Consider the following 26,223-nt stretch of genomic DNA (forward strand, 5'->3'; position numbering starts at 1 on the left):
CATGCGAGGGATCATCCTGGCCGGCGGCACGGGTTCACGACTGCACCCGATCACGCAGGGCATCAGCAAGCAGCTCGTCCCGATCTACGACAAGCCGATGATCTACTACCCGCTGTCGACGCTGATGCTGGCGGGCATCCGTGAGGTGCTGGTCATCACCACGCCGCACGAGTCCGAGGCGTTCCAGCGGTTGCTGGGGGACGGCTCGCAGTTCGGCATCGAGATCGACTACGCGGTCCAGCCGAGCCCCGACGGTCTCGCCCAGGCGTTCACGATCGGAGAGGACCACATCGGCGACGACAGCGTCGCGCTGGTGCTGGGCGACAACATCTTCTACGGCGCGGGCCTCGGCCTGCACCTGCGCCGGTTCCGCGACATCGTCGGTGCCGCGGTCTTCGGCTACCACGTGTCCGACCCTCGGGCGTACGGCGTCGTCGAGTTCGACGCCGACGGCAAGGCGCTGTCACTGGAGGAGAAGCCGGAGCAGCCCCGCAGCCATTACGCGGTGCCCGGGCTCTACTTCTACGACAACACGGTCGTGAAGCGCGCCGAGCAGCTCAAGCCCTCGGCCCGTGGCGAGCTGGAGATCACCGACCTGAACCGGCTCTACCTGCAGGAGGGCCTGCTCCAGGTCGAGGTGATGCCCCGCGGCGTGGCGTGGCTGGACACCGGGACCGTCGACGACATGAACGACGCCAGCAACTTCGTCCGCGCTATCGAGAACCGCCAGGGCACCAAGATCGGCGCGCCCGAGGAGATCGCCTGGCGGATGGGCTGGCTCAGCGACGACCAGCTTCGGGAGCGCGCAGAGGCGCTCCTGAAGAGCGGCTACGGCGCGAACCTGCTGCAGCTGCTCGAGCTCCGCTGAGCAGGGCTCAGTAGTGCGGCGGCGACCGGGACGAGGAGTCGTCGGTTCACCCGGGTGGGACGCGTGGGGCGCGGAGGCGGTGCCGTTGGGTAGCTGATCCGGGTTCGCCGGTCGGCGCGCGCTCCGCCGTGTAACACTGCAGCCGCTTCGTGGAAGCACGGTCCGTCATCGATGAGCCCGAGGAGGCGAGAGCCATGGTCCCGTTGGAGTCCGAGGAGCGGCCGTGGGGCTCGTGGCACGTCATCGACGTCAACCACGGCTACAAGATCAAGCGCATCCACGTGAACCCCGGCTGCCGGCTGTCCTACCAGACCCATGCCCACCGCTCCGAGCACTGGGTGGTGGTCTTCGGGGTGGCCACCTGCACGATCGACGACGAGGTGATCGTCGCCGGGCCCGGGCACTCGGTCGACGTGCCGCTGGGCGCGAAGCACCGGCTGGCCAACGAGGGCGAGCAGGAGCTGGTCATCGTCGAGGTCCAGCACGGCGCGTACACCGGCGAGGACGACATCGAGCGTCTCGAGGACGACTACGGGCGGTAGGCCGAGGAGCGGGCGTTCGGCCTACGTCCGCCGTCGGAACCTGGCGTCACCGTTGGGCAGGTACTTCACGAGGTAGCGGTCGTCGTGGGCCCGATGGTGGTGCCACGAGCAGAGCAGCACGCCGTCCGCCAGGTTGGTGTCTCCGCCGTCGAACCATCGCCGCTTGTGGTGCGCCTCGGTCCAGGCGGCAGGCACGTGACAGCCCTCGGCCCTGCACTCCCGGTCGCGCAGGGTCATCGCGATCCGCTGGCTCTTGTCGAAGAGCCGCTTGGTCCGGCCCAGGTCGAGGAGGACGGAGTCCCCGCCGAGCACCGCGGGCAGGATCCCCGCGGTGCAGGCCTGCCGTCGTGCCTCGCCGATGCTGATCTCGGCGCCGGTGGCGAGCGTCGCGTGGCCGAGGCCGGAGATCAGGTCGTCCTTGTCCACGGTGATCACCATGCTGGTGGCGGTGCCGCCGTGCTGGGGGAGCACCTCGGCGGGCAGCCGCTCGATCATCGCGCAGAAGGCTTCGCCGAGCCGCCGGTCGTACGGCAGCTTCTCGACCTCACCCTCGGGCGTGGTCTCGGTAAGGGGCGCCGACTCCCGGTGGCGCGGCGAGGTGAACGACTCCAGGTCGCCCCGCAGGCGGTCACCGATGGCTCGCGGCACCCGGCCGCGGAGGTCGGTGGTGCCGTCGGGCCGGTTGCGCAGCTCGAGGAAGGTACGCCGCCGCGCGTTGCGCTCCTCGGCCTCGAGCCGGCGCTTGTCCTCCTCGTCGGCGATCTCCGGCGCGACCAGGTCGAGGATCCGGCGCCCGAGCCGCTCCAGGTCCTCCGGGCCGTGGTGGGCGGCGAGCTCGATCAGGTGGAGCTCGGCCTTCTCGTGGATCTCGGAGCCGACGCTGCTCGGCAAGGCCTCCAGCGCGGCCACGATCGTGTCCGCCTGGGCCTCGTTGACCGCGCCACCGGCGAATGCCTCGGCCACCCGGTGCCAGCGCTGGTCGAGGAGGCGGGCGAGCTTCAACGCGTGCCGGTCTGCTCCTCGGCGTCCGCGGCAATGCTGGGTGAGCCACGCGGCGGGGTCGCGGTCGCCGGTCTGCTCGGCGACGTCGTCGGAGGCCGCGAGCACCTGGAGGAGCAGCGCCCGCAGCTCCGCCAGGGCCTGGTTCAGCCGGACCAGGGTCGCCTCCTTGTCGGAGGGAGACATCAGGGCCGGGCTGATCCCGCGGACCTCGTCGATGTCGGCCACCAGTCGCTCGGCACACGCCAGCAGCGGGTGTGCGATCGGAGCCGAGGGGTTGGCCATGAACCCACGCTAGGCCTCCGGCGCGGGCTCGTCAAGAGATTCGAATAATACACAGACTGTGGATTTCGCTGTGGATTAGCGGCGGCGTTTCATCGGTGATGTGCTAGACCGGCACTGCAGCCGGAATGCCGTCGAGCCATGCCGGCGTTGACCGCGGCATGAGCGCAGGAGCCTGGGTGCTGATCGTCGCCGTCGTCGCCGCACTGGCCTTCGGCCTCTACCGCGCCGCCACCGACGGTCGGTTCCGCGGCACCCACCGGGTGGGTGCCGCGACGCCGGAGCCCAGCATCGCCGAGCCCACCGACAGCCCGGGAGCGGCGGGGCCGGCGCAGTCGGCCGGTCCGTCGGTCAAGGACCTGCTCGCCACCACCGGTCTCGACCTCGGGTTGGGGGAGCGCGCCACCCTCCTGCAGTTCTCCTCCGCCTTCTGCGCGCCCTGCCGCGCCACCCGCCGGATCCTCGCCGACGTCGCCGCCGTCGTCCCCGGGGTGACCCATGTCGAGGTCGACGCCGAGCACCACCTCGAGGCGGTCCGCGCCCTCGGCGTGCTCCGCACCCCGACCACGCTGGTCCTGGACGCCCGCGGCGCCGAGGTCGCCCGGGCCGCCGGTGCGCCGCGCAAGGAGCAGGTGCTCTCGACGCTGGCCGACGTCACTGCTTGAGCAGCCGACCGGCCGCGTCTCCAGGTCCTACCGAAGATTGGGTGTCGTCGCGCGGAGATGTGGTGCCCGTTTCGTCAGGCCGCCTAGCGTCGGTCATTGCTGCCGGCCGGGACGTCATGGGAGAGCTCTCGGCGTCCCAGGCCGCAGCACCAATCCGGTCCGGACGACCGGCCTCCGTGCGACTCCGCGCGAGAGAGGTGTCCATCAAGTGGACATGCTGACCACATCCTGAGACGGAATGAATCGCGACCCCTGGTCGTTCCCTACAGTGATGTCCATGTCCTCGACCATGCTGACCAAGCGCCGCGCAGTGGATCACTGCCGCGTGCGCTCGTCGCTGTGTCGAATGTCCTGACGGGTCGCGTCCCGGACTGATCCCGATCGCGCAGCGCTGCTGCCCGCGGTCACGTCCTCTTCGTCGTACGCCGACGAACGCGCGCCCGTGCCATCCCAGGCCCCCTCCCGTCCAGGACCCCGCAGGAGCGTCATGTCCACCCTCAGTCCCACCCGCCCGCAGCCGGTCGGCCAGGCCGCCGGCCGGGTCGACCCCCGCGGCCAGCAGTTCGCCGCCGCGGTCACCTCGGTCGTGCTCGCGGTCGTGCTGCTCTCGGCGCCGAGCCCGGTGGCGGTCACGCTGCTCGGCGTACAGGCGCTGCTGTTCGCGATCGGTGCCGGCCTCGGCGTCCGGCATACGCCGCACGCGCTGGTGTTCCGGAGCCTGATCCGCCCGCGCCTCGGGGCGCCGAAGGAGCTCGAGGACGCGGCGCCGCCGCGGTTCGCCCAGACCGTCGGGCTGGCGTTCAGCGTCGTCGGCCTCGCCGGCTTCCTGACCGGCCTGACCGCGGTCGGCCTCGTCGCCACCGGGCTGGCCCTGGTCGCCGCCCTGCTCAACGCGGTCTTCGGCTTCTGCCTGGGCTGCGAGCTCTACCTGCTCACCAAGCGCGTCGCGCGCGCCTGACCCACAAACGACCCGCACCCCTAGGTGCACATGGAAGGAATGAAGACATGAGCCGCGAGAACACGCTCGTCATCGCCCAGTGGGTGGAGGACCACCTGAACGACCCGAAGGTCGTGCTGGTCGAGGTGGACGAGGACACCACCGCCTACGACAAGGGCCACATCAAGGGCGCCATCAAGCTCGACTGGACCACCGACCTGCAGGACCAGGTCCGCCGCGACTTCGTCAACAAGGCCCAGTTCGAGGCGCTGCTCTCCGACCGCGGCGTCGCCAACGACGACACCGTGGTGCTCTACGGCGGCAACAACAACTGGTTCGCCGCCTACGCCTACTGGTACTTCAAGCTCTACGGCCACCAGGACGTCAAGCTGCTCGATGGCGGCCGCAAGAAGTGGGAGCTGGACTCCCGCGAGCTGGTCGACGAGCTGCCGACCCGCGAGAAGACCTCCTACGTCGCGCAGGAGCAGGACTCCTCGATCCGCGCCTTCCGCGACGAGGTCGTGGAGGCGATCGGCACGCAGAACCTGGTCGACGTGCGCAGCCCCGACGAGTACGCCGGGCGGCTGATGGCCCCGGCCCACCTCCCGCAGGAGCAGGCCCAGCGTGCCGGCCACATCCCGACCGCGGCCAACGTCCCGTGGAGCAAGGCGGCCAACGACGACGGCACCTTCAAGTCGGACGACGACCTGAAGAAGATCTACAGCGAGGCCGGTGTCGACTGGAGCAAGGACACCATCGCCTACTGCCGCATCGGCGAGCGCTCCTCGCACACCTGGTTCGTGCTCAAGGAGCTGCTCGGCCAGGAGAACGTGAAGAACTACGACGGCTCGTGGACCGAGTACGGCTCGCTCGTCGGCGTGCCGGTCGTCCTGGGCGACGAGAAGGGTGAGGCCTGAGATGTGCGGAGCAACTGCCGGCGGGCTGTCGCTGGACGGCGTCAACGTCGCCAAGGAGGCGGTCGTGCAGGGTCAGGTGACCCGCGACGGCGCGCCGGTCGGCAACGCCTACGTGCGGCTGCTCGACCGCACCGGTGAGTTCACCGCCGAGGTTCCGACCTCGGCCACCGGCCACTTCCGGTTCTTCGCCGGGCCGGGGGAGTGGACGCTGCGCACCCTGGCTCCCAAGGCCGACCCGGTGGACCGCAAGGTGCACGCCGCGGTCGGCAACGTCGCCGAGGTCGCCGTCGCCATCTGACTCGTTGCTCGAGTAGCGAGCGCGCTTCGGTGGTCGAGTAGCGACGTCTGGTTCGTTGGTCGAGTAGCGAGCGCCAGCGAGCGTATCGAGACCCCGTAACCACCCTCGGTGGTCGAGTGGCGGCGCGGTTCGTTGGTCGAGTAGCGAGCGCCAGCGAGCGTATCGAGACCCCTAACGAGACCCCGCAACAAGACACAGGGCGGCAACCCGATCGGGTTGCCGCCCTGTGACATGTCCGCAGGCTGTCTAGCCGGACACCAGCCGCTCGACGATCGCGCTCGTCGTGGCGCGCGTGCCCGCGGTCGGCGAGCCCGCCTCGTCGAGGACCACCGCACCGTCGCTGAAGGCGGACTCCACGGCGCGCTGCACGCGCGCCGCGGCCTCCTCCATGCCCAGGTGCGCGAGCATCATGGCGGCGCTGAGGATCTGCGAGACCGGGTTCGCGCGGTCCTGTCCTGCGATGGCGGGGGCGCTGCCGTGGATCGGCTCGAAGTACGCGTGCTCCGCGCCGATGTTGGCCGACCCGCACATGCCCAGGCCGCCTGCGGTCGCCGCACCGAGGTCGCTCAGCACGTCGCCGAGGAAGTTCTCCATGACGAGCACGTCGAAGCGCCGTGGCCGGGCTACCAGCTCGTGCGCGGCAGCGTCGGCGTACAGGCAATCGGTCTCGACATCCGGGTAGTCCGCGGCGATCTCCTCGAAGACGGCCCGGAACAGCGCATAGCTGCGCAGCACGTTGCTCTTGTCGACACAGGTCAGGCGGGCCGGCACAGCTCGAGCCCGGGCCCGCTGGCGCGCGAGCTCGAACGCGAAGACCACCACGCGGCGGGTCCCGTCCCGGGTGATCATGAGCTGGTCCGAGGCGGCGGCGGGGGTGGCCACGCCGGCGCCACGCGAGAGGTAGAGCCCCTCGGTGTTCTCGCGGACGATCACGTAGTCGATGTCCTCCGGCGCGTGCCGCGTGGGCCCCTGCACCCCGGGCAGCAGGCGCACCGGACGGACGTTGGCGAACGTGTCGAGCCCGCGTCGGAGTACGCCGCCGAGCAGGCCGCCCTCGGTCCCGTCGGCCCGCCGCACGTGCGGCAGGCCGACGGGACCCTTGAGGATGGCGTCGGCCCCGCGCAACCGGTCCAGCTCGTCGGCGCTCAGCGGCTCGCCCGTGCGGAGGAAGTGCTCCGCGCCACCCGGTTGGTGGACCACCTCGAGGGCGAAGCCCTCGAGTGAGGAGACCGCCGTCAGCACCTCCAGGGCACTGTCGACGAGCTCCGGCCCGATCCCGTCCCCGGAGATGACGGCGAGCCTCATGCCGAGGCCGTGGCCGCCGCGGCCCCCGCGATCTTCCCGAACACCGAGCCGTTGGTCAGCCCGCTGCCGCCGGGGTAGTTGAAGTAGAAGATGCCACCGACCAGCTCGCCGGCGGCGTAGAGGCCGGGGATCGGGTTCATGTCGGTGTCGAGCACGTGCGCCGAGGTGTCGATGCGCAGGCCGCCGAAGGTGAAGGTGACCCCGCAGGTGACGGCGTAGGCCTCGAACGGACCCTCGTCGAGCCGGTTCGCCCAGTTGGTCTTGTCGATGCGCAACCCTTGCGTGCGCCGCCCGTCCTTGACGTTCGGGTTGAACCCCGCGGACGTGTCGACCGCGGCGTTGTACTCCTCCATCTCGCGCAGGAAGCCCTCGGGGTCGACGCCGTCGAGCTTGCCCGCGAGCTCGCGGAGGCTGGACGCCGTCACCTTGGTCACCTGCTTGATGCGGTACTCGTCGCGGAGCAGGTGGCTTACCTTCTGGTCGAAGACCTGCCAGGCGAAGTGCCCGGACTGCGCCAGGATCTCCCGGCCGTACTTCGCGTAGGTGTAGTTGCGGAAGTCCGCTCCCTCGTCCAGGAAGCGCTGGCCGCGGGCGTTGACCATGACCCCCCACGGGTAGCTGTGCTTCTGGAAGTGGTCGCCGACCGCGAGGTCGCCGAACTCCGGTGCGTTGAGCTCCCACCCGACGGCGTGCGCCCCGGACCAGTTGCCCACCGGGCTGGCGCCGATGGCGAGGGCCATCTGGATCCCGTCGCCGGTGTTGTTCCTGGTCCCGCGCACCTTGGCCAGGTCCCAGGACGGGCCCAGGTAGCGCGTCCGCATCTCGGTGTTGGCCTGGAAGCCGCCGCAGGCGAGGACCACGGCGTCCGCCGGCATCTCCCGGGTGACTCCGTCCTGGCGCACGACCACGCCCTTGACCCCGCTGTCGTCGTGCAGCAGCGACAGCGCCCGGGCGCCGTACTCGATCCGGATGCCCTCGGCGAGCGCGGCGCGGGTCAGGAAGTCCACCAGGCCGGGGCCGCCGCCGGAGACCTCCACGGTCAGGCCGCCCCAGAACTTGAAGCGGCCGTCGACCTTGAACGCCTGGCGGCCGTAGATCGGGACGAACCGGACGCCCTTGTCCTTCATCCACAGCAGCGTCTCGAGGCTGTTGTCGACCAGTGTTCCGGCGAGCTCGGGGTCGGTGCGGTACTCGGTGACCCGCGCCAGGTCGTCGAGGAAGTCGGTGGTGGTGTAGGCGCCGAAGTCGGTGTTGGCCACCTCGTCCTCGGTCAGCTCCGGCATCAGCCGCCGCAGGTCGTCCACGCCGTCGTAGGCGACGCGCATGGCTCCGGCGGTGAAGGCGGTGTTGCCGCCTGCGGTCTTTTCGTCGGCACGCTCCAGCACGACGACGTCCGCGCCCTGCTCCCGAGCGGAGAGTGCGGCGCACAGCGCCGCGTTCCCGCCGCCGACCACGATGACCTGGCCCATTCGATACTCCTCGCATTCAGATTGCATACAAAACTTCGCCGAGTGTAACCACGTTGGACGCGACTGTGAACCCGGCTAGGGTGGCGTCGTGAGAGGGACTCCCGAGATGGCGCCGCCGTACGACGCCCTGGCGAAGTACCTCCCCGACGACCTCCACCGGGGCCGCACGACCGAGGCCGTCACCGACGCCCTGCGCGAGGCGATCCTCGACGGCGTGATGCCCCCGAACACCTGGCTGCGCGAGGACGAGCTGGCCAAGGCCTTCCGTGTCAGTCGTACGCCGGTCCGGGAGGCGCTGCGGCGCCTCGCCGACGAGGACCTTGCGGTCAAGACCACCAACCACGGCACCGTGGTGGCCCCGCTGTCGCTCGAGGACATCCTGGCGCTCTACGTCGTCCGCGAGGACCTCGAGGGCGTCGCGGCGCGGCTCGCCGCCGTCCGTTGCCCGCCGGGGCTCGTCGCCCAGCTCGACGAGGTCGGGGAGCGGATGAAGCGGGCCGCGGAGGACGGCGACGTGGCCGCGCTCTCGCGGCTCAATCTCGAGTGGCACCGAGCGCTGAGAGAGGGTGCCTCCAACACCTACCTGGACCGGTTCCTGGCCCAGGTCGAGCACGCGGTGCGCCGGATGCCGTTCTCCACGCTGTCGCATCCGGGGCGCGCCGACGAGGCGGTGTGTGAGCACGAGGCCGTGACGCGGGCGATCGAGGCGCGCGACGGTGAAGCGGCCGAGCGGCTCGCCCGTGCCCACATGCGCAGAGCCCGGGAGATCCGCGTCGCGGTGCTGTTGGGCGGCTGAGCGGCGTCATGAGGCAGCTCGACGTCGGACGGCTCAGACTGCTGGCTGCGATCGCCCGGCACGGCTCGATGACCGGCGCGGCGGCGGCCCTGGCCTACACCCCGTCCGCGATCTCCCAGCAGGTTCGCCGGCTGGAGGCGGAGATCGGCCATCCGGTGCTCGAACGGCATGCCCGGGGGGTCATCCTGACCGATGCCGGGAAGGCGATCGTGGCTCATATCGGCTCGATCGATCGGCAGCTGGAGGCGCTCAACGTCGAGCTGGACGACATCGCGGGACTCCGGGCGGGATCGCTGCGCCTCGGGACCTTCCCGACCGTGGCGTCCTCCCTGCTGCCGCTGGCGGTCAACCGCCTCCATGAGCGGCATCCCGGGGTGCGGCTCAGCGTGGTCAGCGCCCGGCTCGAGCTGCTCCTGGAGAACCTCGAGCGCCGGCGCGTGGAGATGGCGTTGCTGTGGGACTACGAGTGGTCCCGGATCAGCCAGCCCGGTCTCGACCTGAGGCACCTGACCGAGGATCCCACCGCGGTGGTGGTCTCGAGCAGTCATCCGCTGGCCGCCCGCGGGTCCGTGCGGATGGCCGAGCTGGCCGACGAGAGCTGGGTCATCCGCGGTGGCGGGCACCCGGTGGCCGAGGTGCTGTCCCGCACCGCCCACGCGGCGGGCTTCGAGCCCGCGGTGTCGTTCGAGGCGAACGACTACCAGGAGGCGCAGGCCATGGTGGCCGTCGGCATGGGGATCGCCCTGGCGCCACGACTGGCCCTGGCGAACCTGCGCGACGACGTGACTGTGCTCTCCCTCGGCGTCGACGCCCCTCGTCGACGCATCCTCCTCGCCAGCCTCGCCGGACGCGTGTCGACGCCGGCGGAGGCCGCGATGGCGGAGATTCTCGCGGCGGTCGCCCGAGCCTCGGCCGTGCGGCCGTCCGACCGGCCGTAGTCCCGCCCGTACCCCCGCCGGCACCCCGGCCGCAACCCCGCCGGCGTGCGCCGAGCGCGAGCTGAGCGTTTAGCGCTGCTTCACGGTGCCTGTAAAACCTCGCCATTGTGTGCACGGGGGGACTTGCGACAGGGTGGCACGCATCACGCGTTCAACTTGTATGCAAAGGGGTTTCTCGGTGAGGGTGCCAGCAGTGTTCATGCGGGGCGGCACGAGCAGGGGGCTGTTCTTCCACGAGCAGGACCTGCCCGAGGACCCGGCCCTCCGCGACCGGTTCATCCTGGCCTCCTACGGCAGCCCGGACCCCGACCGGCGGCAGGTCGACGGGGTCGGCGGCGCCACCTCGAGCACGAGCAAGGTCGCGGTGATCTCGGACGGCCGCCACCTCGGGGTCGACGTCCTCTACCACTTCGGGCAGGTCTCGATCGACACGGCCCTGATCGACCGGCGCGGAAACTGTGGGAACATCTCGTCGGCGGTCGGCCCCTTCGCGGTGGACGAGGGTCTGGTGACGGCCACCGACCCGGTGACGGTCGTCCGGTTCCTCAACGTCAACACGAACAAGACGATCGTGGCGCACGTCCCTACGCGGAACGGTCGCTTCCACCCGGTCGGCGACTTCGAGCTGCCCGGGGTCCCGGGGGCGGGGGCAGCCATTCGGCTCGACTACCTGGATCCGGGAGGCTCGGTGACCGGGCACCTGCTCCCCACCGGCAACCCGCGCGACGTCCTGCACGTGCCCGGGGTCGGCTCCCTCGAGGTCAGCATCGTCGATGCGGCCAATCCGCTCGTGTTCGTGCGCTGGGAGGACCTGGGGCTGAGCGGGGTGGAGTCGCCCGATGCGATCGACTCGCGCCCCGACCTGCTCGAGCGGATCGAGCGGGTCCGCTCGCAGGCGGCCGTGCTGGCCGGCATCACGGCGTCCGCGGAGCAGGCCACCGCGACGAGCCCGTCGGTGCCCAAGCTCACCTTCGTGGGAGCGCCCCGCGACTATGCGAGGTCGGACGGATCGCTGCAGTCGGCGGGCGACACCACGCTGCGGGCGGCCATGATGTCGATGGGCAGGCTGCACCGCTCCTACGCCCTGACCGGCGGCATCTGCACCGCGGTCGCCGCGGCGCTCCCCGGCACGCTCCCGCACGAGGCATCCCAGTCGCAGAGCGGCGAGACACGGATCGGCCACCCGGCCGGCGTGCTGCCCCTCTCGGCGGAAGTGGTCCAGCAGGACGGCGGCTGGCACGTGCCGTTCGTGTCTGCCTTCCGGACTGCCCGCCGGCTGTTCGAGGGCGCCGTCCTCGTCCCCGATGAGCTCCTCGACGATCCCGCCGAGGTCGCCCACCCCGCAACATCAACCACTACTGGTACGGAGGTGCCATCTTCATGCTGAACTCACGACGTCGGAGACTCACAGCGACCGTGGGCGTCCTGCTCGCGGCCAGCCTTCCGCTGTCCGCCTGCGGCGGACGCATTTCCTCGGCCAAGAGCGGCGGAGACGTGCCCGGCAGCGTCCAGCTCATCGTGCCGTTCGCCCCCGGGGGCGGCACCGACACGTTCGCCCGGGTGCTCGCCCCGGCCCTGGCCCACGACGTCGAGGGTCAGCCCTCGATCCAGGTCGTGAATCGCGACGGCGGTGAGAGCATCACCGGGACGAACCAGTTCGTGACCCAGAACCCGAACGACGGCTCCCAGGTGCTGGTCTCCTCGGCGACGACGACGTTCCAGTGGCTGCTCGGGGTCCCGCAGGTCCAGTACGACTTCACCAAGCTCAAGCCGATCATGGTGGCCGGCACCGGTGGCGTGATCTACGTGTCGAAGGACTCCGGCATCACCTCGGTCGAGGACCTGAAGGACCCGCCGAAGCCCCTGTCGTACGGCGGGATCAGCGCCACGGGCCTCGACCTGAGCACCCTGCTGGCCTTCGACCTGCTCAAGGTCTACCCGAAGACCACGTTCGGCTTCGAGGGACGCGGCCCGGCGCGGCTGGCGCTGGCGCGCGGTGAGACCAACATCGACTACCAGACCACCGCCGGCTACCTCACCGAGGTCGAGCCCATGGTCAAGGAGGGCACCGCGATCCCGCTGATGTCCTTCGGTGTCCTCGACGAGCAGGGCAACGTCGTGCGGGACCCGAACTTCAAGGACCTCCCGACGGTGCCCGAGGTCTACGAGCAGCTGTACGGCCAGAAGCCGTCGGGCCCTGCCTACGACGCGTACGTCGCGTTCCTCGCGGCCGGCTGCACCTACCAGAAGGGCCTGTGGGTGACGGCGGAGACGCCGAAGGCCGTCCGGGACGCCTTCATCGCCGCGGTTCCCGAACTGGAGAACAACGCGAAGTTCGAGCAGTCCCGCAAGGCCGACCTCGGCGACTACCCGGTCTACCGGGGCGACCAGGTCGAGGCCGCGCTGACCAAGGCGTTCAACATCTCCGACTCGGTCAAGCAGTACGTGGTCGAGATGCTCAAGACCAAGTACGACACCACCGTTCAGTAGCCTCCGGCTACTCGTCGAGAAGGAAAGCTACCCATGTTCGACGCTGCCATGTCCGCCCTGGCGGGCTTCGCAAACCCGGGGACCCTCCTCATGCTGGCCATCGGAGTCCTGGCGGGGCTGGCCATGGGCGTCCTGCCCGGCCTGGGCGGCACGGCCGCGGTGGGGATCCTGCTGCCCTTCGTGATCACGCTTCCGCCCCAGCAGTCCCTGGCGATCCTGATCGGCGCGGTGGCGGTGGTCCACCACTCCGACGTCATCACCGCGATCCTGCTGCGGGTCCCCGGGTCGGCGTCGGCAGCGGTGATCATGCCGGACGGTCACGCGCTCGCGCGGCAGGGGCAGGCCGCGCGAGCGCTCTCCCTCTGCTTCGTGTCCTCGATGATCGGCGGCGTGCTGGGGGCGGTGGGCCTGACCTTCTCCATCCCGATCGCCGAGCCGCTGGTGCTGGCGTTCGGCTCGCCGGAGCTGTTCATGCTCACCGTGCTCGGCATCAGCCTGGCCGCCCTGCTCTCGCAGGGGAACATGCTCAAGGGTCTCGTGGGCGCGGCCCTCGGTCTCCTCATCGGCATGATCGGCGCGGCCCCGGCTGCGGCCACCTACCGGTTCTCCTTCGGGGCCGACTCCCTGCTCGACGGTGTGGGTCTGGTGCCGCTGGCGCTCGGGCTGTTCGGCCTCGCGGAGATCGCCCACATGGTGGCCCGCAAGAGCGCCGTGGCCGAGAAGCTCGAGGTCGGCGACGGCTGGCTGCAGGGCGCCCGGGAGGCGCTGCGCGAGTGGAAGATGATGCTCCGCGGCGTCTTCGTGGGCATGTGGGCGGGTGTGCTGCCCGGCCTGGGAGCCACCGCGGGCACCTACATCGCCTACGGCCAGGCCGCGGCCACGGCCAGCCGGGAGGAGCGCAAGTCCTACGGGCACGGGAACACCCGGGGCCTGGTCGCCGCCGAGAGCGCCGCGAACTCGGTGGAGGCCGGTGACCTCATCCCGACGCTGCTCTTCGGGATCCCGGGTGGGGCGCCGGCGGCGCTGTTGCTCGGCGCCCTGCTCGCCTACGGGATCCAGCCCGGGCCCCAGATGATCACCGATCATCTCGACGTCATGTACACCGTGGTCTGGTCCTTCGCCATCGCCAGCGTGGTGGGCTCGGTGGTGTGCTTCTTCCTCGCGAAGCCGTTGGCCCGGCTCAGCTACGTGCCGTTCCAGTACCTCGCCCCCGGCCTGCTGCTGATCATGTTCGCCGCGGCGTACTCGGACTCCACCCAGTTCGGCGGGATCGTCGCGATGCTCGTGCTCGGGGCGATCGGGTTCGCGATGAGGGCAGCCGACTTCCCCCGCGCCCCCTTGCTGATCGGCTTCATCCTGAGTGTCCCCCTGGAGCGGTACTACTTCCTGACGAGCAACCTCTACACCACCGGTGAGTGGATGAGCCGCCCGCTGGTGATCGCGATGATGGTGATCCTGGCGATCCCACTGGTCCTCGTCCCGGTGCGCCGGATGCGGGCGAGGAGCTCGGAGCGCCAGGGCGCCACGTCCGGCCCGCTGGAGGCTGGTGAACTGGTCCCCGCCGAGCTGGCGGTCGCCGGCGCCCGGATCAGCGGTGAGTCGGGCGCAGGCGGCTCGGACCGCACCGCGTTCCTCTCGGCCACCGATCGCACGGCTGCTGTCCTGGACGAGCACGACGGTCCGGCGGGAGAGGCGGCCTCCGGGGAGGGGGCGCTGGCCAAGAGCATCTGGCCGCTGCTCTTCGGCCTCGCGACCCTGGCGGCGTTCGTCACGGCGTTCGTGGTGGCCCAGGACTACCCGTCGCGCGCGCGGCTCGCGCCGGCGCTCGTCACCCTGCTGGGGATGGTCCTGACCGCGGTGCTGGTCGTCCGCGAGGGCGTGGCTGTGTGGCGGGGCAGGCGCCGGGAACGGGCGTGGAACCGTGAGGTGAGCCAGACCGCGGTCGCCTTCGGCTGGCTGGTGCTGTTCGTGGTGCTGGTGAACTTCCTGGGCTTCGTCGTGGGCACCCTGGTCTTCGTGCCGCTGTTCCTCCTCGCGGTCGCCCGCCTCGGCGCGGTCAAGACCGGCGTCTACACGGTGGGGGCGGTGGCGCTGCTGGTGATCGGCTACCTCTACGGGAACTTCGATCTCCCCGCCGGCACGCTGCTCCCGCTGTTGCCGGGATTCCAGGTGTGAGACCGGAGCACGAACGGCTTGCCCACGCTGCCTCGCTGATGGCCGGGGCCGCCGCCGGCGCGGCCGTGCTCGGTCTGGTGCGCGTGCCCGCCGGCGTGCTCATCGGCTCGGTGCTCGGCAGTGCCCTGGTGAACAGGAGCCGCCTGGTCGAGGGCGGGCCCCGTTCGGCGCCCCGAGCGGTGCGGATCTGCGGGCTCGCGCTGCTCGGCTGCACGGTCGCCACCCAGATCGACGCCGAGACCGTCGACGGGCTGCTGCGGATCTGGGCGCCGCTGCTCGCCGGCGTGGCGTTGCTCCTCGTGGCGGACGTCGTGCTGGCGTGCCTGCTGGTGCTCCGCTACCGGGTGGACGTGGTCACCGCGGTCCTGGCCTGCGCCCCCGGTGGCTTCTCGGCGATCTCGGGGGTGGCCGACGAGATGGGCGCCCAGCTGGGGGTCGTGATCGCGGTGCACACCGTGCGGATCCTGACCGTCGTGCTGCTGGTGCTGCCGGTGCTGATCACGTTGGCGCGGGCGCTGTGAGGGTCGCCGCGTTGCTGCTGTTGGTGCTCAGTGCCGGCGCCGGCGCCTGGCTCGGGCGCCGGCTCCGGCTGCCGATGTGGCCGCTCACCGGGGCGATCCTGGGCGGCCTGGTCCTGACGCTCCTCTGGCCGGACCCGATCGATGTGCCGGGCGGCTGGCGGATCGCCGCCCAGGTGCTGGTGGGCACCGCCGTGGGCGCCGCCATCCAGAAGGGCGTGCTGCGTGAGTTCCTGAGCGTGGTCGTGCCCGGCGCGCTGGCCGTCGTCACCATCCTCGGGATCGGCGTGGCCACGGGGCTGCTGATCGCCGGCACCGGCAAGCTCGACCACGTGAGCGCGGTGCTCGGGATGGTGCCGGGCGGGGTGGGGGAGATGGTCGCCTCTGCCACCGCCCTGCATGCGGACGTCCCCCTGGTCGCCGGCATGCACGTCGCGCGACTCGTGATCTCGCTGGCGGCGATCCCCTTCATGATCCGCTGCGTCGCCGGCCTCACCCGAGAGACGGTCGAGCGCCGCGCCCGAGACGCCGCCGGTGGCCGAAGCCTGGACGAGGACGGTCGTCGCTGAGAGGCGGCGATCGACCCCTACGGCGGCTCTTCGCAACTTCTTGGACGGTATTGAGGATTCGTGCCCCGTGGGCCTGTCAGACTTGCCGGTGCTCAACGCACAAGGTGGGAGGGATCCATGTCGGGGCGTCGCACGAAGATGCGCTCCGTCCAGATCGATCGCCGCGTCCGCAACCTCGAGATCCTCGGTCTCGTGCTTGTGCTGCTGGTGACGATGGTCCTGGTCTGGAAGGCCATGACCTCGGTCTGATCGGAGCAGCCCGGCCTCGGGGCCGGGTTCAACCCGGATGAGCAGGGGCAGGTGCTGGCACGACAGCCAACGACACCTCCGTCTTCGCGCAAGGATTCACCCAGTCCTACAGGGTGGTATCGGACGGCGCTGGGGGCGGCGTCTTCATCGAGAAGACCGGCCTGACCGTTGACCTCACCGGTCAGGTGCTCCGAATCTAGTTCAAGCTCGGCATCACCGAGAGCGAGCATCCCGCACCAAGCAGATCCTCTGCTACGGGGGCGACTCGGCGTTGACGAACAACTACATGTGGACGCTGATGGACAACAGCAGCGACAGCAGCGCGCCTGGCTACCACTACACGACCGGGAGCGAGTGGGTGGAGATGACGCTGCCGTTCTCTTACCACGACCGGCACCCCAACCGTACGGCGATCACGCAGGTCAACCTCCGCATCGGCGACAACGGCGCGACCAACCCGATCACCGTGTGGTTCCAGTCCGTCGACGCGGTCGAGGACGAGACACCCACCTTCTACCCGAACGGCGTGGTGTCGATCGCGTTCGATGACGACACCTCCGACCAGTGGGCGAACAGCATCCCCTACCTCGCCTCCAAGGGCTTGACGGGCACCCTGTTCGTCCTCGGTGACACCCTCGACCCCAACGGCTTCATGACCACCGCGCAGGTTCGCAGCGCCCAGGACGACTACGGCTTCGAGGTCGCCTCGCAGTCAGCGACCCTGGCCGGGCACTCAACCGACTTCCGCAACGGCGCGCCCTCCGATGTGCGCCGCGAGATGCGTGGCATCACCAAGCTGCTGGCCGACGAGGGTTTCAACGCATGGGAGCACCTCGCCTACCCGAAGGTTGCGGTCCACCGCCGCCTGATGGATGACGTCGCCAGCGTCTTCACCTCGGCGCGCACCACCGTGCGGCCGAACTACCACGAGACGATGCCGCCTGGAGATGCCTTCCGGCTGCGGACCTGGGAGGTGCTCAACACCGACGCCCCCGCCTCGATCAAGGCCGCCATCGATCAGGCCAAGGCCAAGCGGGGCTGGCTCATCCTGACGTTCCACATCTCAAGACGACCCGTCGTCCAGCATCGAGTACGCCGTCGCGGAGTTCCAGAGCATCATCGACTACCTCGTGACGACGGGCATCGCGGTCGCACCGGTCGGCAAGGTCCTCTCCAAACCTCTGACCCTCGGCGGCCGGGCCCTCGTCACCGACCCCGACAGCCAAGCCGACGAGCACGAACATGAGGTAGGAGATCGGCAGCGCGTTGATGGCCGACCCGGTGATCCCGAAGCCGACGAGCACTGCCACCTGAACGACTGCTAGCTGGCCCTGACGGGATTTCGAGTTGAGCGACCGCTTTGCCGCAACGGCGAGCCCGCCCCACAGGAGCAGACCGATCGTGCCGCCTTCCACGCCGAGCTTGAGCACGAGGTTGTGAGGAGTCACGTATTCGCGGCCGAGGAAGTGTTCGCGCAGTGTGTCCCCAGCCGAACCGGCGCCCCAACCGATGAATGGAGACCGCTGGAACATGTCCAGTCCGAGTTGATACCCGGGGAGTCGGTTCAGGAGCCGTGAGTCCGTGGAGTAGTTCGCGATCGAACCCACGACGGTATTGGCGGCGTCGCCCGTCACGAAGGCGTAGTAGACGAGCCCAAACCCGACCAGGACGACCGCAGCTCGGCCCGCGAAGCCGCTGACGCTTCGACCGACCAAGACCCACGCAATAACGCCGAGGGCGACCGCAACGTAGGCCGTCCTCACTTCCGCGAGCATCAAACCGTAGGCGCCGACGGCCACCGCAGCGAACCAAAGAAGACGAGGCGTCCCCGGCTTCCCGAGTCGCACCAGCGCCCAGGCCAACAGCACTGCACCAGCGGTGGCGGCGTGAAACGGCCCGGCGAAGATGCCTTGGAGGCGTGCCTCCCCAGCGAACAGGGCGGTGTATTCGCCAGCGGCCCGGGTGATCCCGTTCTCGATCGAGGGCTGATAGAGGTGGATGTAGATCGACGCGCCGAGAGTCGCCATCAGCGCGCGAATCACAGTCAATTCGGTAGCCGCCACTTGCTCCCGTTTAAGCGCACAGCCGAGGATCAGGCCCGCCACAGCCAAGACCGACTGGCGGAAGCCAAGCGCCCCGGTGGCTAGATCTGGGACGTTGGGGTGCACCACCAGGGCGGCCCAGAACAGCAGCACGGCTAGTGACCACCCGACGACTGCCTTGCCGCGTCGCTGGCTCGCAGGACGAGTGAGCCACACCAACAGCCCGACTGACAGTGCGGCGCCGTCTACGGCGGTCGCGACGGACTTAGGCATGAGTTGCGCGAGAAGCATTGCCCACACCAGCAGGATGAACCATCGGGGGGACTGCTCTGGTCTCCTCTTGAGCGTGGTCCACAAGAGCAGGGCCAAGAGAACGCAGGCGAACGCCGCCAAAGCATCGAAGCCGGGCACTAGTGATCCCCGTCGTTGGCGAGGACTACCCACGTGGCAAGCAAGAACGTCGGGATAGCGATCTCCGGTGTCGACGAGTGGATGACGTCAGCTATCACCAGTAGCCAGTAGGCGACGCTTGCGCCCCCAAGGATCGTGATTGGCCAGCTCCTGCCGAGCAACGTGGACAAGTCGGGGTGCTCGCCACCAGGCCGCCTGCCGTCCATCACGCCCGGCACCCTACCTCGGGTCGAGGTGCATGCCTCAGACCCGATCGTCGTTGCCGCGAGAACGAATCCTCGGGTCGGGGAACTTCGCCCTGACCGTGGACGACCTCTCGGTGGCTTCGATCTAGGCGGCGAGGTCTCGGACCCGCCGGGCCGGGACGCCCGCGTACATCCCATGCGGCGCGCAGTCGCGAACCACGACTGTCCCGGCCGCGATGACGCAGCCGTCCCCGATCGTGACCCCGGGCATCACCTGGGCACCCGCCCCGATCCACACGCCATCGCCGACCGTGATGTCGGCCTTGACCTGCTCGCCTGCGCGGCGGCTGGCGGGGCCGATCTCGTGGGTCGCGGTGCAGAACAACACTCGCATGGCGATGTCGCAGTTCCGACCGATCCGCACCCACGCGTGCTCGTTCTCGAAGAAGCACCCCGTAGTTGACGAAGGTGCCCTCACCGATCTGGAGGTGGGGGCCGAGTGCGGTGAGGCCGGGACGGAGCCGGAAGGGGTCAGTCTCGATCCGCAGGCCGAGGCGACGCAGGATCGCCAGCCGCAACCTCGGCGGGGTCGGCTTCGCACCCGCCACAGCCATCGCCACATGCCACTTCCGTATGCCAAGCACCCGCGAACGCTACAGCAAGTCCCGAGCGGGCATTCTGCTCGATAAATCGGTCTCCGCACTGTGTGCGCCTGACTCATACGCTTGGCCGCGTGACGCGTCGCGGTTCTCGGCCTCAACGGCGTGTCGGTGGATGAATTTGGGGCTCTGAAGGCGTCGGGGCTACGGGGAACCATGGCGGCTCACGCCTTTGGCGTGGAATCCAGCACGAGCGTGACCGGTCCGTCGTTGACCGACGTCACCCGCATGTCCGCGCCGAACACCCCGCGCTCCACCCGAGCGCCGAGCCGCTCGAGCTCGGCGCAGACCGCGTCGTAGGTCGGCTCGCTGACCGGGCCGGGCGCCGCCGCCTGCCAGGTCGGCCGCCGGCCCTTGCGGGCGTCGCCGTAGAGCGTGAACTGGCTGACCACCAGCACCGGGGCATTTAGGTCGGAGAGCGACTTCTCCTCACGCAGCAGCCGCAGGTCCCAGACCTTCCGGGCGGTCCAGGCGACCTCGGCCGGGCCGTCGTCGTGGGTCACCCCGAGGTAGACCAGCAGCCCCGGCTTGTCGATCGCGCCGACGATCCTCCCGTCCACGGCCACGGATGCCTCGAGAACTCGCTGGATCACCGCTCTCACCGGGAGATCCTCCCAGACGTCGTGGCAGGATCACGCCCGTGACCGACGTTCCCGCCGACCGCATCCTGATCACCGTGGCGCCCACCGGCGCCGAGACCAGCAAGGCCGACTGTCCGCAGCTGCCGACCACGCTGGCGGAGCTCGTCGCGACCGCGCAGGCCTGCGAGGCCGCCGGCGCGGCGATGATCCACGTGCACATCCGCGACGCCGAGCATCGCCCGACCCTCGACCTGGGCCGGCTGACCGAGACCGTCGCGGCGCTGCGGGAGAGCACCGACCTGGTCGTCCAGCTCTCCACCGGCGGCTCGGTGCACGACCCGCTGGACCAGCGGCTGAAGGTGCTCGACGCGGCCCCGGACTCCTGCAGCCTGACCATGGGCACCACGAACTTCGGCGACGACGTGTTCTCCAACCCGTGGCCGTTCGTCTGCGAGCTCTACCAGCTGAGCCAGGAGCGCCGGGTGGTGCCGGAGTTCGAGCTGTTCGACCTCGGCCACGTGCACGCGCTGCACCGGCTGCTGGACAAGTTCGGCCTGCCGTACGGCGGGAAGGTGCACTGCGACCTGGTCATGGGCGTACCCGGCGGGATGCCCGGCACAGCCGACGCGCTCGTCGCCGCCGTGCAGGGGCTGCCCGAGGTCGTCACCTCTTGGTCGGCAACCGGCATCGGCCGCAGCACGCTGCCGGTGATGCTGGCCAGCCTCGCCAAGGGCGGCCACCTGCGCGTGGGCATGGAGGACGTGCTGACGATCAGCCGGGGGGTGCCGGTGGACAGCAACGCCCAGCTCGTCGAGCGGGCGGTCTCCGCGGCGGCCGTGGCCCAGCGCACTCCGGCCTCCACCGCCGAGGCGCGCACGCTGCTCGGGCTCACCTGATCGGGTGAACCCCAGGTGACGATCGCGTTGCGATCCGCGCCCCCGCGTCCACCGCGGCCAACTCGGGGTGCACCTACCCAATTTTCGTGAGAGAGTGGCCTCTCTCCAGACTTTCCGATGTCTCACCCATGGGGGTTTCCCGCAGTGAAGAAGATCATTTCCGGGCTGATCGCGACGCTGATGGTGGCGGGCGCTCTTGTCGCCTTCACCGGCGTCGGGGCGGCCAACGCCAATGCACGTTACCCGCACTCCGTGCCGACCTCGACCAGGATCCACGCGCCCAACCACGTGAAGGTGCGCCACACCATCCGGGTCTGCGTCAACGTCACCTCGGGCAACACCAACCCCAAGGGCAACGTGACGGTTCGCATCGTCCGCGGCAACGGGGGCTACAAGTGGGTGCGCACCAAGGCCTACCACGGCCACCGGGTCTGCTTCCGCTCGACGAAGCTCCACCCGCGCGGTGCCTACGACATCCGCGCCGCCTACAACGCTCGCCCCGGCTCGAAGTGGAAGGACTCGGACAACCGCGACCAGTTCCGCGCCACCCGCCGCGGCTGATCTCGTCCGAACACCGCTCCATTCCGTCGGCCCCGCAGCCCGCTGCGGGGCCGACGGGCATTTTCTGACAGGATCCCCGCGTGTCTGCACGTCGCCTGCTGTGGCTGCCTCTGGTCGTCGTCCTCCTCGCCGTCGCCTACACCGGCTGGCTGGGATGGCGGGTCCAGGCCTCCTTGTCCGCCGCCCAGGGCAGTGCCAGCCGGCTTCAACAGGCCATCGACGACGGTGACGCCTCCGCCCGCGACACCGCGGTCACCGACCTGCGCCGGCACGCCGACGATGCGGTCAACCGGACCGACGGCGCCTGGTGGGGAGCGCTGACCCACCTGCCCTTCGTGGGCGACGACGCCACCGGCGTGCGGGCGCTGAGTCGGTCGCTGGACACCGTGGCTGCCGGGGGAGTGCAGCCGCTCTCGGACAGCGTCGACGGCCTGGACTCGCTCACCGCCGGCGGCGGCGTGGACGTGCACCAGGTCGAGGCGCTCCAGCGGCCGGTCTCGGAGGCGAGTCGCGCCTTCGCTCGCGCCGACAGCGACCTCTCCGGCCTCGACAGCTCGGGGTACGTCGGCGTCCTCCGCACCAAGTTCGACCGTTACGCCCGCCTCGTGCACGACACGTCGGTGGCCCTGTCCTCCGCCGACACCGCCGTCCGGGTGCTGCCGACGATGATCGGCGCCGACGGCCCGCGCGACTACCTGCTGATCTTTCAGAACAACGCCGAGATCCGGGCGACGGGTGGCCTGCCGGGCTCCTGGTCGGTGATCCATGCGGAGGACGGCAAGCTCAAGGTGACCCAGCAGGGCTCACTGCAACAGTTCCCGCCACTACCCCGGCCGGTGCTGCCGCTGTCCAAGGCGGAGCTGGCCGTCCATGGCGAACAGCTGGGCACCTTCTTCGCGGACGCGAACTTCACCCCGGACTTCCCCCGGGCCGCACAGCTGTGGACCGCCCGCTTCGAGCAGGAGTTCCCGGCCACCCACCTCGATGGGGTGCTCTCGCTCGACCCGGTGGCCCTGTCCTACCTGCTCAAGGGCACCGGACCGGTCACCGTTGCCGGCCGGACCATCACCAGCGAGAACGCGGTCGACGAGCTGCTGAGCCGGCCGTACCGCGAGCTGGAGCCTGCGCAGCAGGACGTGCTGTTCGCGCACGCGGCCAAGGCGATCTTCGACGCCACCACGGGGCACCTCAAGTCGCCTCTGGGATTCGTCCGCGGCCTGAGCCGCGCCGCCAGCGAGGGCCGCTTCCTTGTGTCCGTGGACGACCCCGAGGTCAGTTCGCAACTGGCCGGCACACGCGTCGAAAGCGCGCTCACAGGTGACGACGGCCGCACCCCGCATGTCGACATCGCGCTCAACGACGCGACCGGCACCAAGATGAGTTACTACCTCCGCTACTCCACCGATCTCGAGTCCACGAGCTGCCAGGACCAGGCCCAGCGCATCCAGGCGTCGATGACGCTGAACCAGAAGATCACCCCCGAGGCCGCTCGGAAGCTGCCGGCGTCCGTGACCGGACCCGGCACGTTCGGCACAGGGCGCGGCAAGCAGTTGGTGGTGATCGACATCTACGCGCCGCACGGAGGCACGTTCGACTCGCTGAGCATCAACGGCAAGTCACTGACCGACTCGCTGAACGTCACCCACCTCAACGGCCGCCCCGTCACCCAGGTCCCGATCATGCTGTCCTCGACCAAGGACGTGGTGATCAACTGGACGATGACCACGGGCCCCGGTGAGACCGGCGACATCCACCTCGGCATGACGCCCAGCATTGTTCCTGGCGACAACAACGCAGTGATCCACTCCGCCTGCTGACCACACTGCACCCCTCGGTGGTCGAGTAGCGAGCGCCAGCGGTGCAGTGATCGGTGGTCGAGTAGCGAGCGCCAGAGAGCGTATCGAGACCCCGCACCCGAAGGCAGCGCCTCACTCCCGCACCCGTCGCGCGGCCTCCCAGACCTCGAACCGTCCGTACGCGCTGTCGAGATGGCCCCAGAAGCAATGCTCGAAGCCAGCCACCTCCTCGCGCAGTTGGAACATCTGATAGTCGAGCAGGCGCTCGAGGGAGCACTCGTGGCCCGCGCGTTCAGAGCGCTCGAGTGAGGCGCCGCAGCGCCGGCAGGGCATGTATCGGGACGCGAACACAGGGGACCTCCTGCTCGGGAGGATTCCCCGGGTCGGGGAGGACAAACGACCCGTGTTCGGGAGGGGCCAAAGCCCTAGATTGAGCCGCGGCAGGTGTCAGAGCGGAGGTTCATGATGCCCAGCAATGCAGAGATCGCTCGCGACCTCTACCTCAGTTGGAACGAGAGGGACTTCGACCGTGCCGCAGAGATGGTCAAGCCCGACAGCGAGATCATCGTCGTCGGCACGGGTGAGAAGTTCATCGGCCCGGACGGCGTACGCCGCTACGACAGCAACTGGGCCGAGGGGTTCCCGGACGGTGAGATCACGGTCGACAACATCCTCGACGCGGGCGACTGCGTCGTCGTGGAGTTCACCGGCCGTGGCACCCACACCGGCACGCTCCCCACGTCGATGGGTCCGATCCCGCCAACGGGCCGCCAGCTCACCTTGTCGCTGTGCGACGTGCTCGAGTTCCAGGAGGGCAAGGTGAAGCGCCAGCGGTCCTACTTCGACACCGGCTCGATGATGATGCAGCTCGGGCTACTCCCCGAGCAGGCCGAAGCCGCGCAAGAAGCACCTCGGTAGGTCAACCGCACGACAAGAGACCGCCCAGACCAGGCACCTGCCCGGGCGGTCTCCCTCCCCTGACACGTCGCTGGCCGAGTAGCGAGCGCCAGCCGTCCGTCGGTGGTCGAGTAGCGAGCGCCCGCGAGCGTATCGAGACCCCGCCAACCCAGCGCAGCGCTTAGTACACGAGCGCCTGCGCGCCCTCCTGGAGCACCTCCTCGGCGAACACCGCCGCCCCCGCGATCCCGATTCCCGGTACGACGTCGTCCGCCGCGATCGACCGCCGCTGGGCACACTGGGTGCACAGCGTCACCTGGCCGCCTGCGATCACAGCCTCGAGCAGGGAGGCCAGGGGAGCGGCCAGCGGCAGCTCGAACTCGGCGGCCCGCCCAGGCACCGCGAACCACGCCGCCTCTCCGGTCAACCACAGGCTCACCTCGGCACCGGCCGCGACGGCCGCCGCGGCCACCGTGAACGCCTGGTTGCACCGCTCTCTGTCCTCGACACCGCAGGTCACCTTGATCACGAGGTTTCGGGGCATGGCGCGAGCCTAACTAGACTCACCTGTCATGCCGTTCGAGCTCCCCGACAACCTGCACCCGGACTGTGGTCCCATCGCCTGGATGCTCGGCACCTGGCGCGGCAACGGCCACGGCGACTACCCGACGATCGAGCCGTTCCAGTTCGGCCAAGAGCTGATCTTCACCCACGACGGCCGGCCCTTCTTCCACTACATGGCTCGCGCCTGGATCGTGGACGAGAACGGCGAAAAGGTCCGTGATGCCGCCATCGAAACCGGGTTCCTCCGCGCCAAGCCGGGGGGCAAGGTCGAGTTCGTGCTCACGCACAACACCGGCTTCGTCGAGATCTGGTACGGCCACGCCGACGGCGGCAAGCTCGAGATGGTCACCGACGCGGTCGCCCGCACTGAGACCGCGAAGGAGTATGTCGGCGGCATGCGGCTCTACGGCAACGTCGAGGGTGACCTGCTGTACGCCTACGACATGGCAGCCATGGGGCAGGCGCTTCAGCCGCATCTCTGGGCGCGATTGCAGCGCGCCTGAGGCGCATTGCCCAGTCGATGCGGCCTTGCGCCTTGAGGACGACTACGGCCGGTAGCGCGCGGGGGAGGGACGATGCCGTAGTGAGTGGCGACGACCCGCTGGCAGAATCGCGGCCATGCCGAGCGCGCTGATCACCGGGATCACCGGCCAGGACGGTCTCTACCTCGCCGAGCTCCTGCTCGCCAAGGGGTACGACGTCCACGGGCTGATCCGCGGGCAGAACAACCCCAAGCGACAGCTCGTCGAGAAACTGCTGCCCGAGGTCCGGCTCCACAACGGCGACCTGACCGACCTGTCCAGCCTGCTGCGCGCGCTGCGCGACGCGGCGCCGGACGAGGTCTACAACCTCGGCGCGGTCTCGTTCGTGGCCTACTCGTGGGAGAACGCGCACCTCACCACCGACGTCACCGCCAAGGGCGTGCTCAACATGCTCGAGGCGGTGCGGCTGCACTGCGGCTACCGGGAGGGGTCCGACCAGGTCGGCGGGGTGCGGTTCTACCAGGCGTCGAGCTCGGAGATGTTCGGCAAGGTGCAGGAGTCGCCGCAGCACGAGCGGACCCTGCTCTGGCCGCGGTCGCCGTACGGCGTGAGCAAGGTCTTCGGCCACCACATGACGATCAACTACCGCGAGTCCTACGGGCTGCACGCGTCCTCCGGGATCCTGTTCAACCACGAGTCGCCGCGACGCGGACCGGAGTTCGTCACCCGCAAGATCAGCCAGGCGGTCGCCCGGATCCACCTCGGCCTGCAGGACCAGCTGGTGCTGGGCAACCTCGACGCCGAGCGCGACTGGGGCTTCGCCGGCGACTACGTGGAAGCGATGTGGCTGATGCTCCAGCAGCCCGCGGGCGACGACTACGTGGTCGCCACCGGCGAGACCCACTCGATCCGCGACTTCCTCGACGAGGCCTTCGGCCAGGTCGGCGTGACCGACTGGACGCCCTACGTCCGCCAGGACCCACGATTCGTGCGCCCGGCCGAGGTCGACCACCTGGTCGGTGACGCGAGCAAGGCCCGCGAGGTGCTCGGCTGGAAGCCGAGGGTGACCTTCCGCGAGCTCGTCGCGATGATGGTCGAGGCCGACCTCGAAGCCACCCGACAGGGCTGGTGA

28 protein-coding genes and 1 pseudogene are annotated in these 26,223 nt (G+C 69.7%); 21 read left to right on the plus strand and 8 right to left on the minus strand.

The features are described 5' to 3' along the window. The first annotated feature begins 1 nt into the window (after nucleotide 1). Together rfbA and BJZ21_RS02700 are read left to right on the plus strand one after the other, a co-directional pair. The gene (gene rfbA / locus BJZ21_RS02695; RefSeq protein ID WP_179662344.1) at nucleotides 2-868 is read left to right on the plus strand and encodes a glucose-1-phosphate thymidylyltransferase RfbA; all 867 of its coding nucleotides are present in this window, start codon (nucleotides 2-4) and stop codon (nucleotides 866-868) included. 194 nt (nucleotides 869-1,062) lie between these two features. Further along, nucleotides 1,063-1,410: a phosphomannose isomerase type II C-terminal cupin domain gene (locus tag BJZ21_RS02700; RefSeq protein ID WP_179662345.1), complete on the plus strand. Its 348-nt coding sequence runs from the start codon at nucleotides 1,063-1,065 to the stop codon at nucleotides 1,408-1,410. Between the two features lie 21 nt (nucleotides 1,411-1,431). Here BJZ21_RS02700 and BJZ21_RS02705 read toward each other — a convergent pair whose 3' ends face one another. Continuing rightward, complete coding sequence (locus tag BJZ21_RS02705; protein WP_179662346.1) at nucleotides 1,432-2,694, minus strand: HNH endonuclease signature motif containing protein; 1,263 nt, start codon at nucleotides 2,692-2,694, stop codon at nucleotides 1,432-1,434. 158 nt (nucleotides 2,695-2,852) lie between these two features. Here BJZ21_RS02705 and BJZ21_RS02710 point away from each other — a divergent pair, with 158 nt between their 5' ends. The 4 genes from BJZ21_RS02710 (at nucleotide 2,853) to BJZ21_RS02725 (ending at nucleotide 5,508) form a co-directional block, all read left to right on the plus strand. Beyond that, complete coding sequence (locus tag BJZ21_RS02710; protein ID WP_179662347.1) at nucleotides 2,853-3,356, plus strand: thioredoxin family protein; 504 nt, start codon at nucleotides 2,853-2,855, stop codon at nucleotides 3,354-3,356. A gap of 487 nt (nucleotides 3,357-3,843) precedes the next feature. After that, entirely contained in the window at nucleotides 3,844-4,314 is a 471-nt protein-coding gene (locus tag BJZ21_RS02715) for a DUF4395 domain-containing protein (protein ID WP_179662348.1), read from the plus strand. 47 nt (nucleotides 4,315-4,361) lie between these two features. Further along, nucleotides 4,362-5,210 carry a sulfurtransferase gene (locus BJZ21_RS02720; RefSeq protein WP_179662349.1) on the plus strand — a complete coding sequence of 283 codons (849 nt, stop codon included), beginning with the start codon at nucleotides 4,362-4,364 and terminating at the stop codon, nucleotides 5,208-5,210. 1 nt (nucleotide 5,211) lies between these two features. Further along, nucleotides 5,212-5,508, plus strand: coding sequence for a DUF1416 domain-containing protein (locus tag BJZ21_RS02725; RefSeq protein WP_179662350.1), 297 nt, complete (start codon nucleotides 5,212-5,214; stop codon nucleotides 5,506-5,508). A gap of 246 nt (nucleotides 5,509-5,754) precedes the next feature. On the opposite strand, the gene BJZ21_RS02730 is transcribed toward BJZ21_RS02725, so the two are convergent. Beyond that, on the minus strand, nucleotides 5,755-6,813 hold the full coding sequence (locus BJZ21_RS02730) for an isocitrate/isopropylmalate dehydrogenase family protein (protein ID WP_179662351.1): 1,059 nt from the start codon (nucleotides 6,811-6,813) through the stop codon (nucleotides 5,755-5,757). Continuing rightward, nucleotides 6,810-8,282: an FAD-dependent tricarballylate dehydrogenase TcuA gene (gene tcuA, locus BJZ21_RS02735; protein WP_179662352.1), complete on the minus strand. Its 1,473-nt coding sequence runs from the start codon at nucleotides 8,280-8,282 to the stop codon at nucleotides 6,810-6,812. The genes BJZ21_RS02730 and tcuA overlap by 4 nt, the downstream gene beginning before the upstream one ends. An 88-nt stretch (nucleotides 8,283-8,370) precedes the next feature. Between tcuA and BJZ21_RS02740 the strand changes: the two genes are divergently transcribed. The 9 genes from BJZ21_RS02740 (at nucleotide 8,371) to BJZ21_RS20740 (ending at nucleotide 17,263) form a co-directional block, all read left to right on the plus strand. Beyond that, nucleotides 8,371-9,078 carry an FCD domain-containing protein gene (locus BJZ21_RS02740; protein WP_218851251.1) on the plus strand — a complete coding sequence of 236 codons (708 nt, stop codon included), beginning with the start codon at nucleotides 8,371-8,373 and terminating at the stop codon, nucleotides 9,076-9,078. Nucleotides 9,079-9,086: 8 nt separating this feature from the next. After that, complete coding sequence (locus BJZ21_RS02745) at nucleotides 9,087-10,016, plus strand: LysR family transcriptional regulator (RefSeq protein ID WP_179662353.1); 930 nt, start codon at nucleotides 9,087-9,089, stop codon at nucleotides 10,014-10,016. Nucleotides 10,017-10,194: 178 nt separating this feature from the next. Next, complete coding sequence (locus BJZ21_RS02750) at nucleotides 10,195-11,403, plus strand: PrpF domain-containing protein (RefSeq protein ID WP_179662354.1); 1,209 nt, start codon at nucleotides 10,195-10,197, stop codon at nucleotides 11,401-11,403. Nucleotides 11,404-11,432: 29 nt separating this feature from the next. Further along, a complete protein-coding gene (locus BJZ21_RS02755; RefSeq protein ID WP_218851252.1) occupies nucleotides 11,433-12,506 on the plus strand; it encodes a type 2 periplasmic-binding domain-containing protein in 1,074 nt (357 codons plus the stop codon). Between the two features lie 33 nt (nucleotides 12,507-12,539). Beyond that, entirely contained in the window at nucleotides 12,540-14,681 is a 2,142-nt protein-coding gene (locus BJZ21_RS02760) for a tripartite tricarboxylate transporter permease (RefSeq protein ID WP_179662356.1), read from the plus strand. Then, nucleotides 14,678-15,202, plus strand: coding sequence for an AbrB family transcriptional regulator (locus BJZ21_RS02765; RefSeq protein ID WP_179662357.1), 525 nt, complete (start codon nucleotides 14,678-14,680; stop codon nucleotides 15,200-15,202). Before BJZ21_RS02760 ends, BJZ21_RS02765 begins: the two co-directional genes overlap by 4 nt. Before the next feature lie 11 nt (nucleotides 15,203-15,213). Further along, entirely contained in the window at nucleotides 15,214-15,768 is a 555-nt protein-coding gene (locus tag BJZ21_RS02770; RefSeq protein ID WP_179662358.1) for an AbrB family transcriptional regulator, read from the plus strand. Nucleotides 15,769-15,885: 117 nt separating this feature from the next. Next, nucleotides 15,886-16,017 (plus strand): hypothetical protein, encoded by a 132-nt coding sequence (locus tag BJZ21_RS21320; RefSeq protein ID WP_281380814.1) that lies wholly within the window; start codon nucleotides 15,886-15,888, stop codon nucleotides 16,015-16,017. A gap of 286 nt (nucleotides 16,018-16,303) precedes the next feature. Continuing rightward, nucleotides 16,304-17,263, plus strand: a complete 960-nt coding sequence (locus BJZ21_RS20740; protein WP_246298439.1) for a polysaccharide deacetylase family protein — start codon at nucleotides 16,304-16,306, stop codon at nucleotides 17,261-17,263. 148 nt (nucleotides 17,264-17,411) lie between these two features. Here BJZ21_RS20740 and BJZ21_RS21325 read toward each other — a convergent pair. The 3 genes and pseudogenes from BJZ21_RS21325 to dtd form a co-directional block, all read right to left on the minus strand. Continuing rightward, nucleotides 17,412-18,350, minus strand: a pseudogene (locus BJZ21_RS21325) (O-antigen ligase family protein); the annotation flags it as partial. Nucleotides 18,351-18,800: 450 nt separating this feature from the next. Further along, nucleotides 18,801-19,079: a DapH/DapD/GlmU-related protein gene (locus BJZ21_RS20555; protein WP_218851253.1), complete on the minus strand. Its 279-nt coding sequence runs from the start codon at nucleotides 19,077-19,079 to the stop codon at nucleotides 18,801-18,803. A gap of 399 nt (nucleotides 19,080-19,478) precedes the next feature. Beyond that, nucleotides 19,479-19,916, minus strand: coding sequence for a D-aminoacyl-tRNA deacylase (dtd, locus tag BJZ21_RS02785; protein WP_179662360.1), 438 nt, complete (start codon nucleotides 19,914-19,916; stop codon nucleotides 19,479-19,481). 38 nt (nucleotides 19,917-19,954) lie between these two features. Between dtd and BJZ21_RS02790 the strand changes: the two genes are divergently transcribed. The 3 genes from BJZ21_RS02790 to BJZ21_RS02800 all read left to right on the plus strand — a co-directional run bounded on the left by BJZ21_RS02790 (nucleotide 19,955) and on the right by BJZ21_RS02800 (nucleotide 23,169). Next, nucleotides 19,955-20,791: a beta-keto acid cleavage family enzyme gene (locus tag BJZ21_RS02790; RefSeq protein WP_343051920.1), complete on the plus strand. Its 837-nt coding sequence runs from the start codon at nucleotides 19,955-19,957 to the stop codon at nucleotides 20,789-20,791. A gap of 144 nt (nucleotides 20,792-20,935) precedes the next feature. Then, nucleotides 20,936-21,352 (plus strand): hypothetical protein, encoded by a 417-nt coding sequence (locus BJZ21_RS02795; protein ID WP_179662362.1) that lies wholly within the window; start codon nucleotides 20,936-20,938, stop codon nucleotides 21,350-21,352. Nucleotides 21,353-21,432: 80 nt separating this feature from the next. Continuing rightward, nucleotides 21,433-23,169, plus strand: coding sequence for a DUF4012 domain-containing protein (locus tag BJZ21_RS02800; RefSeq protein WP_179662363.1), 1,737 nt, complete (start codon nucleotides 21,433-21,435; stop codon nucleotides 23,167-23,169). A gap of 111 nt (nucleotides 23,170-23,280) precedes the next feature. Here BJZ21_RS02800 and BJZ21_RS02805 read toward each other — a convergent pair whose 3' ends face one another. Beyond that, nucleotides 23,281-23,499, minus strand: coding sequence for a hypothetical protein (locus BJZ21_RS02805; protein ID WP_179662364.1), 219 nt, complete (start codon nucleotides 23,497-23,499; stop codon nucleotides 23,281-23,283). A gap of 114 nt (nucleotides 23,500-23,613) precedes the next feature. Here BJZ21_RS02805 and BJZ21_RS02810 point away from each other — a divergent pair, with 114 nt between their 5' ends. Continuing rightward, entirely contained in the window at nucleotides 23,614-24,066 is a 453-nt protein-coding gene (locus BJZ21_RS02810; RefSeq protein WP_179662365.1) for an ester cyclase, read from the plus strand. A gap of 160 nt (nucleotides 24,067-24,226) precedes the next feature. Here the strand turns inward: BJZ21_RS02810 and BJZ21_RS02815 are convergent, their stop codons facing one another. Beyond that, on the minus strand, nucleotides 24,227-24,589 hold the full coding sequence (locus tag BJZ21_RS02815; RefSeq protein WP_179662366.1) for a DsrE family protein: 363 nt from the start codon (nucleotides 24,587-24,589) through the stop codon (nucleotides 24,227-24,229). 28 nt (nucleotides 24,590-24,617) lie between these two features. Here BJZ21_RS02815 and BJZ21_RS02820 point away from each other — a divergent pair, with 28 nt between their 5' ends. Beyond that, nucleotides 24,618-25,112 carry a heme-binding beta-barrel domain-containing protein gene (locus BJZ21_RS02820; RefSeq protein ID WP_179662367.1) on the plus strand — a complete coding sequence of 165 codons (495 nt, stop codon included), beginning with the start codon at nucleotides 24,618-24,620 and terminating at the stop codon, nucleotides 25,110-25,112. Between the two features lie 115 nt (nucleotides 25,113-25,227). Further along, nucleotides 25,228-26,223, plus strand: a complete 996-nt coding sequence (locus BJZ21_RS02825; protein WP_179662368.1) for a GDP-mannose 4,6-dehydratase — start codon at nucleotides 25,228-25,230, stop codon at nucleotides 26,221-26,223.

Source organism: Nocardioides panaciterrulae, assembly GCF_013409645.1.
GTDB lineage: Bacteria > Actinomycetota > Actinomycetes > Propionibacteriales > Nocardioidaceae > Nocardioides > Nocardioides panaciterrulae.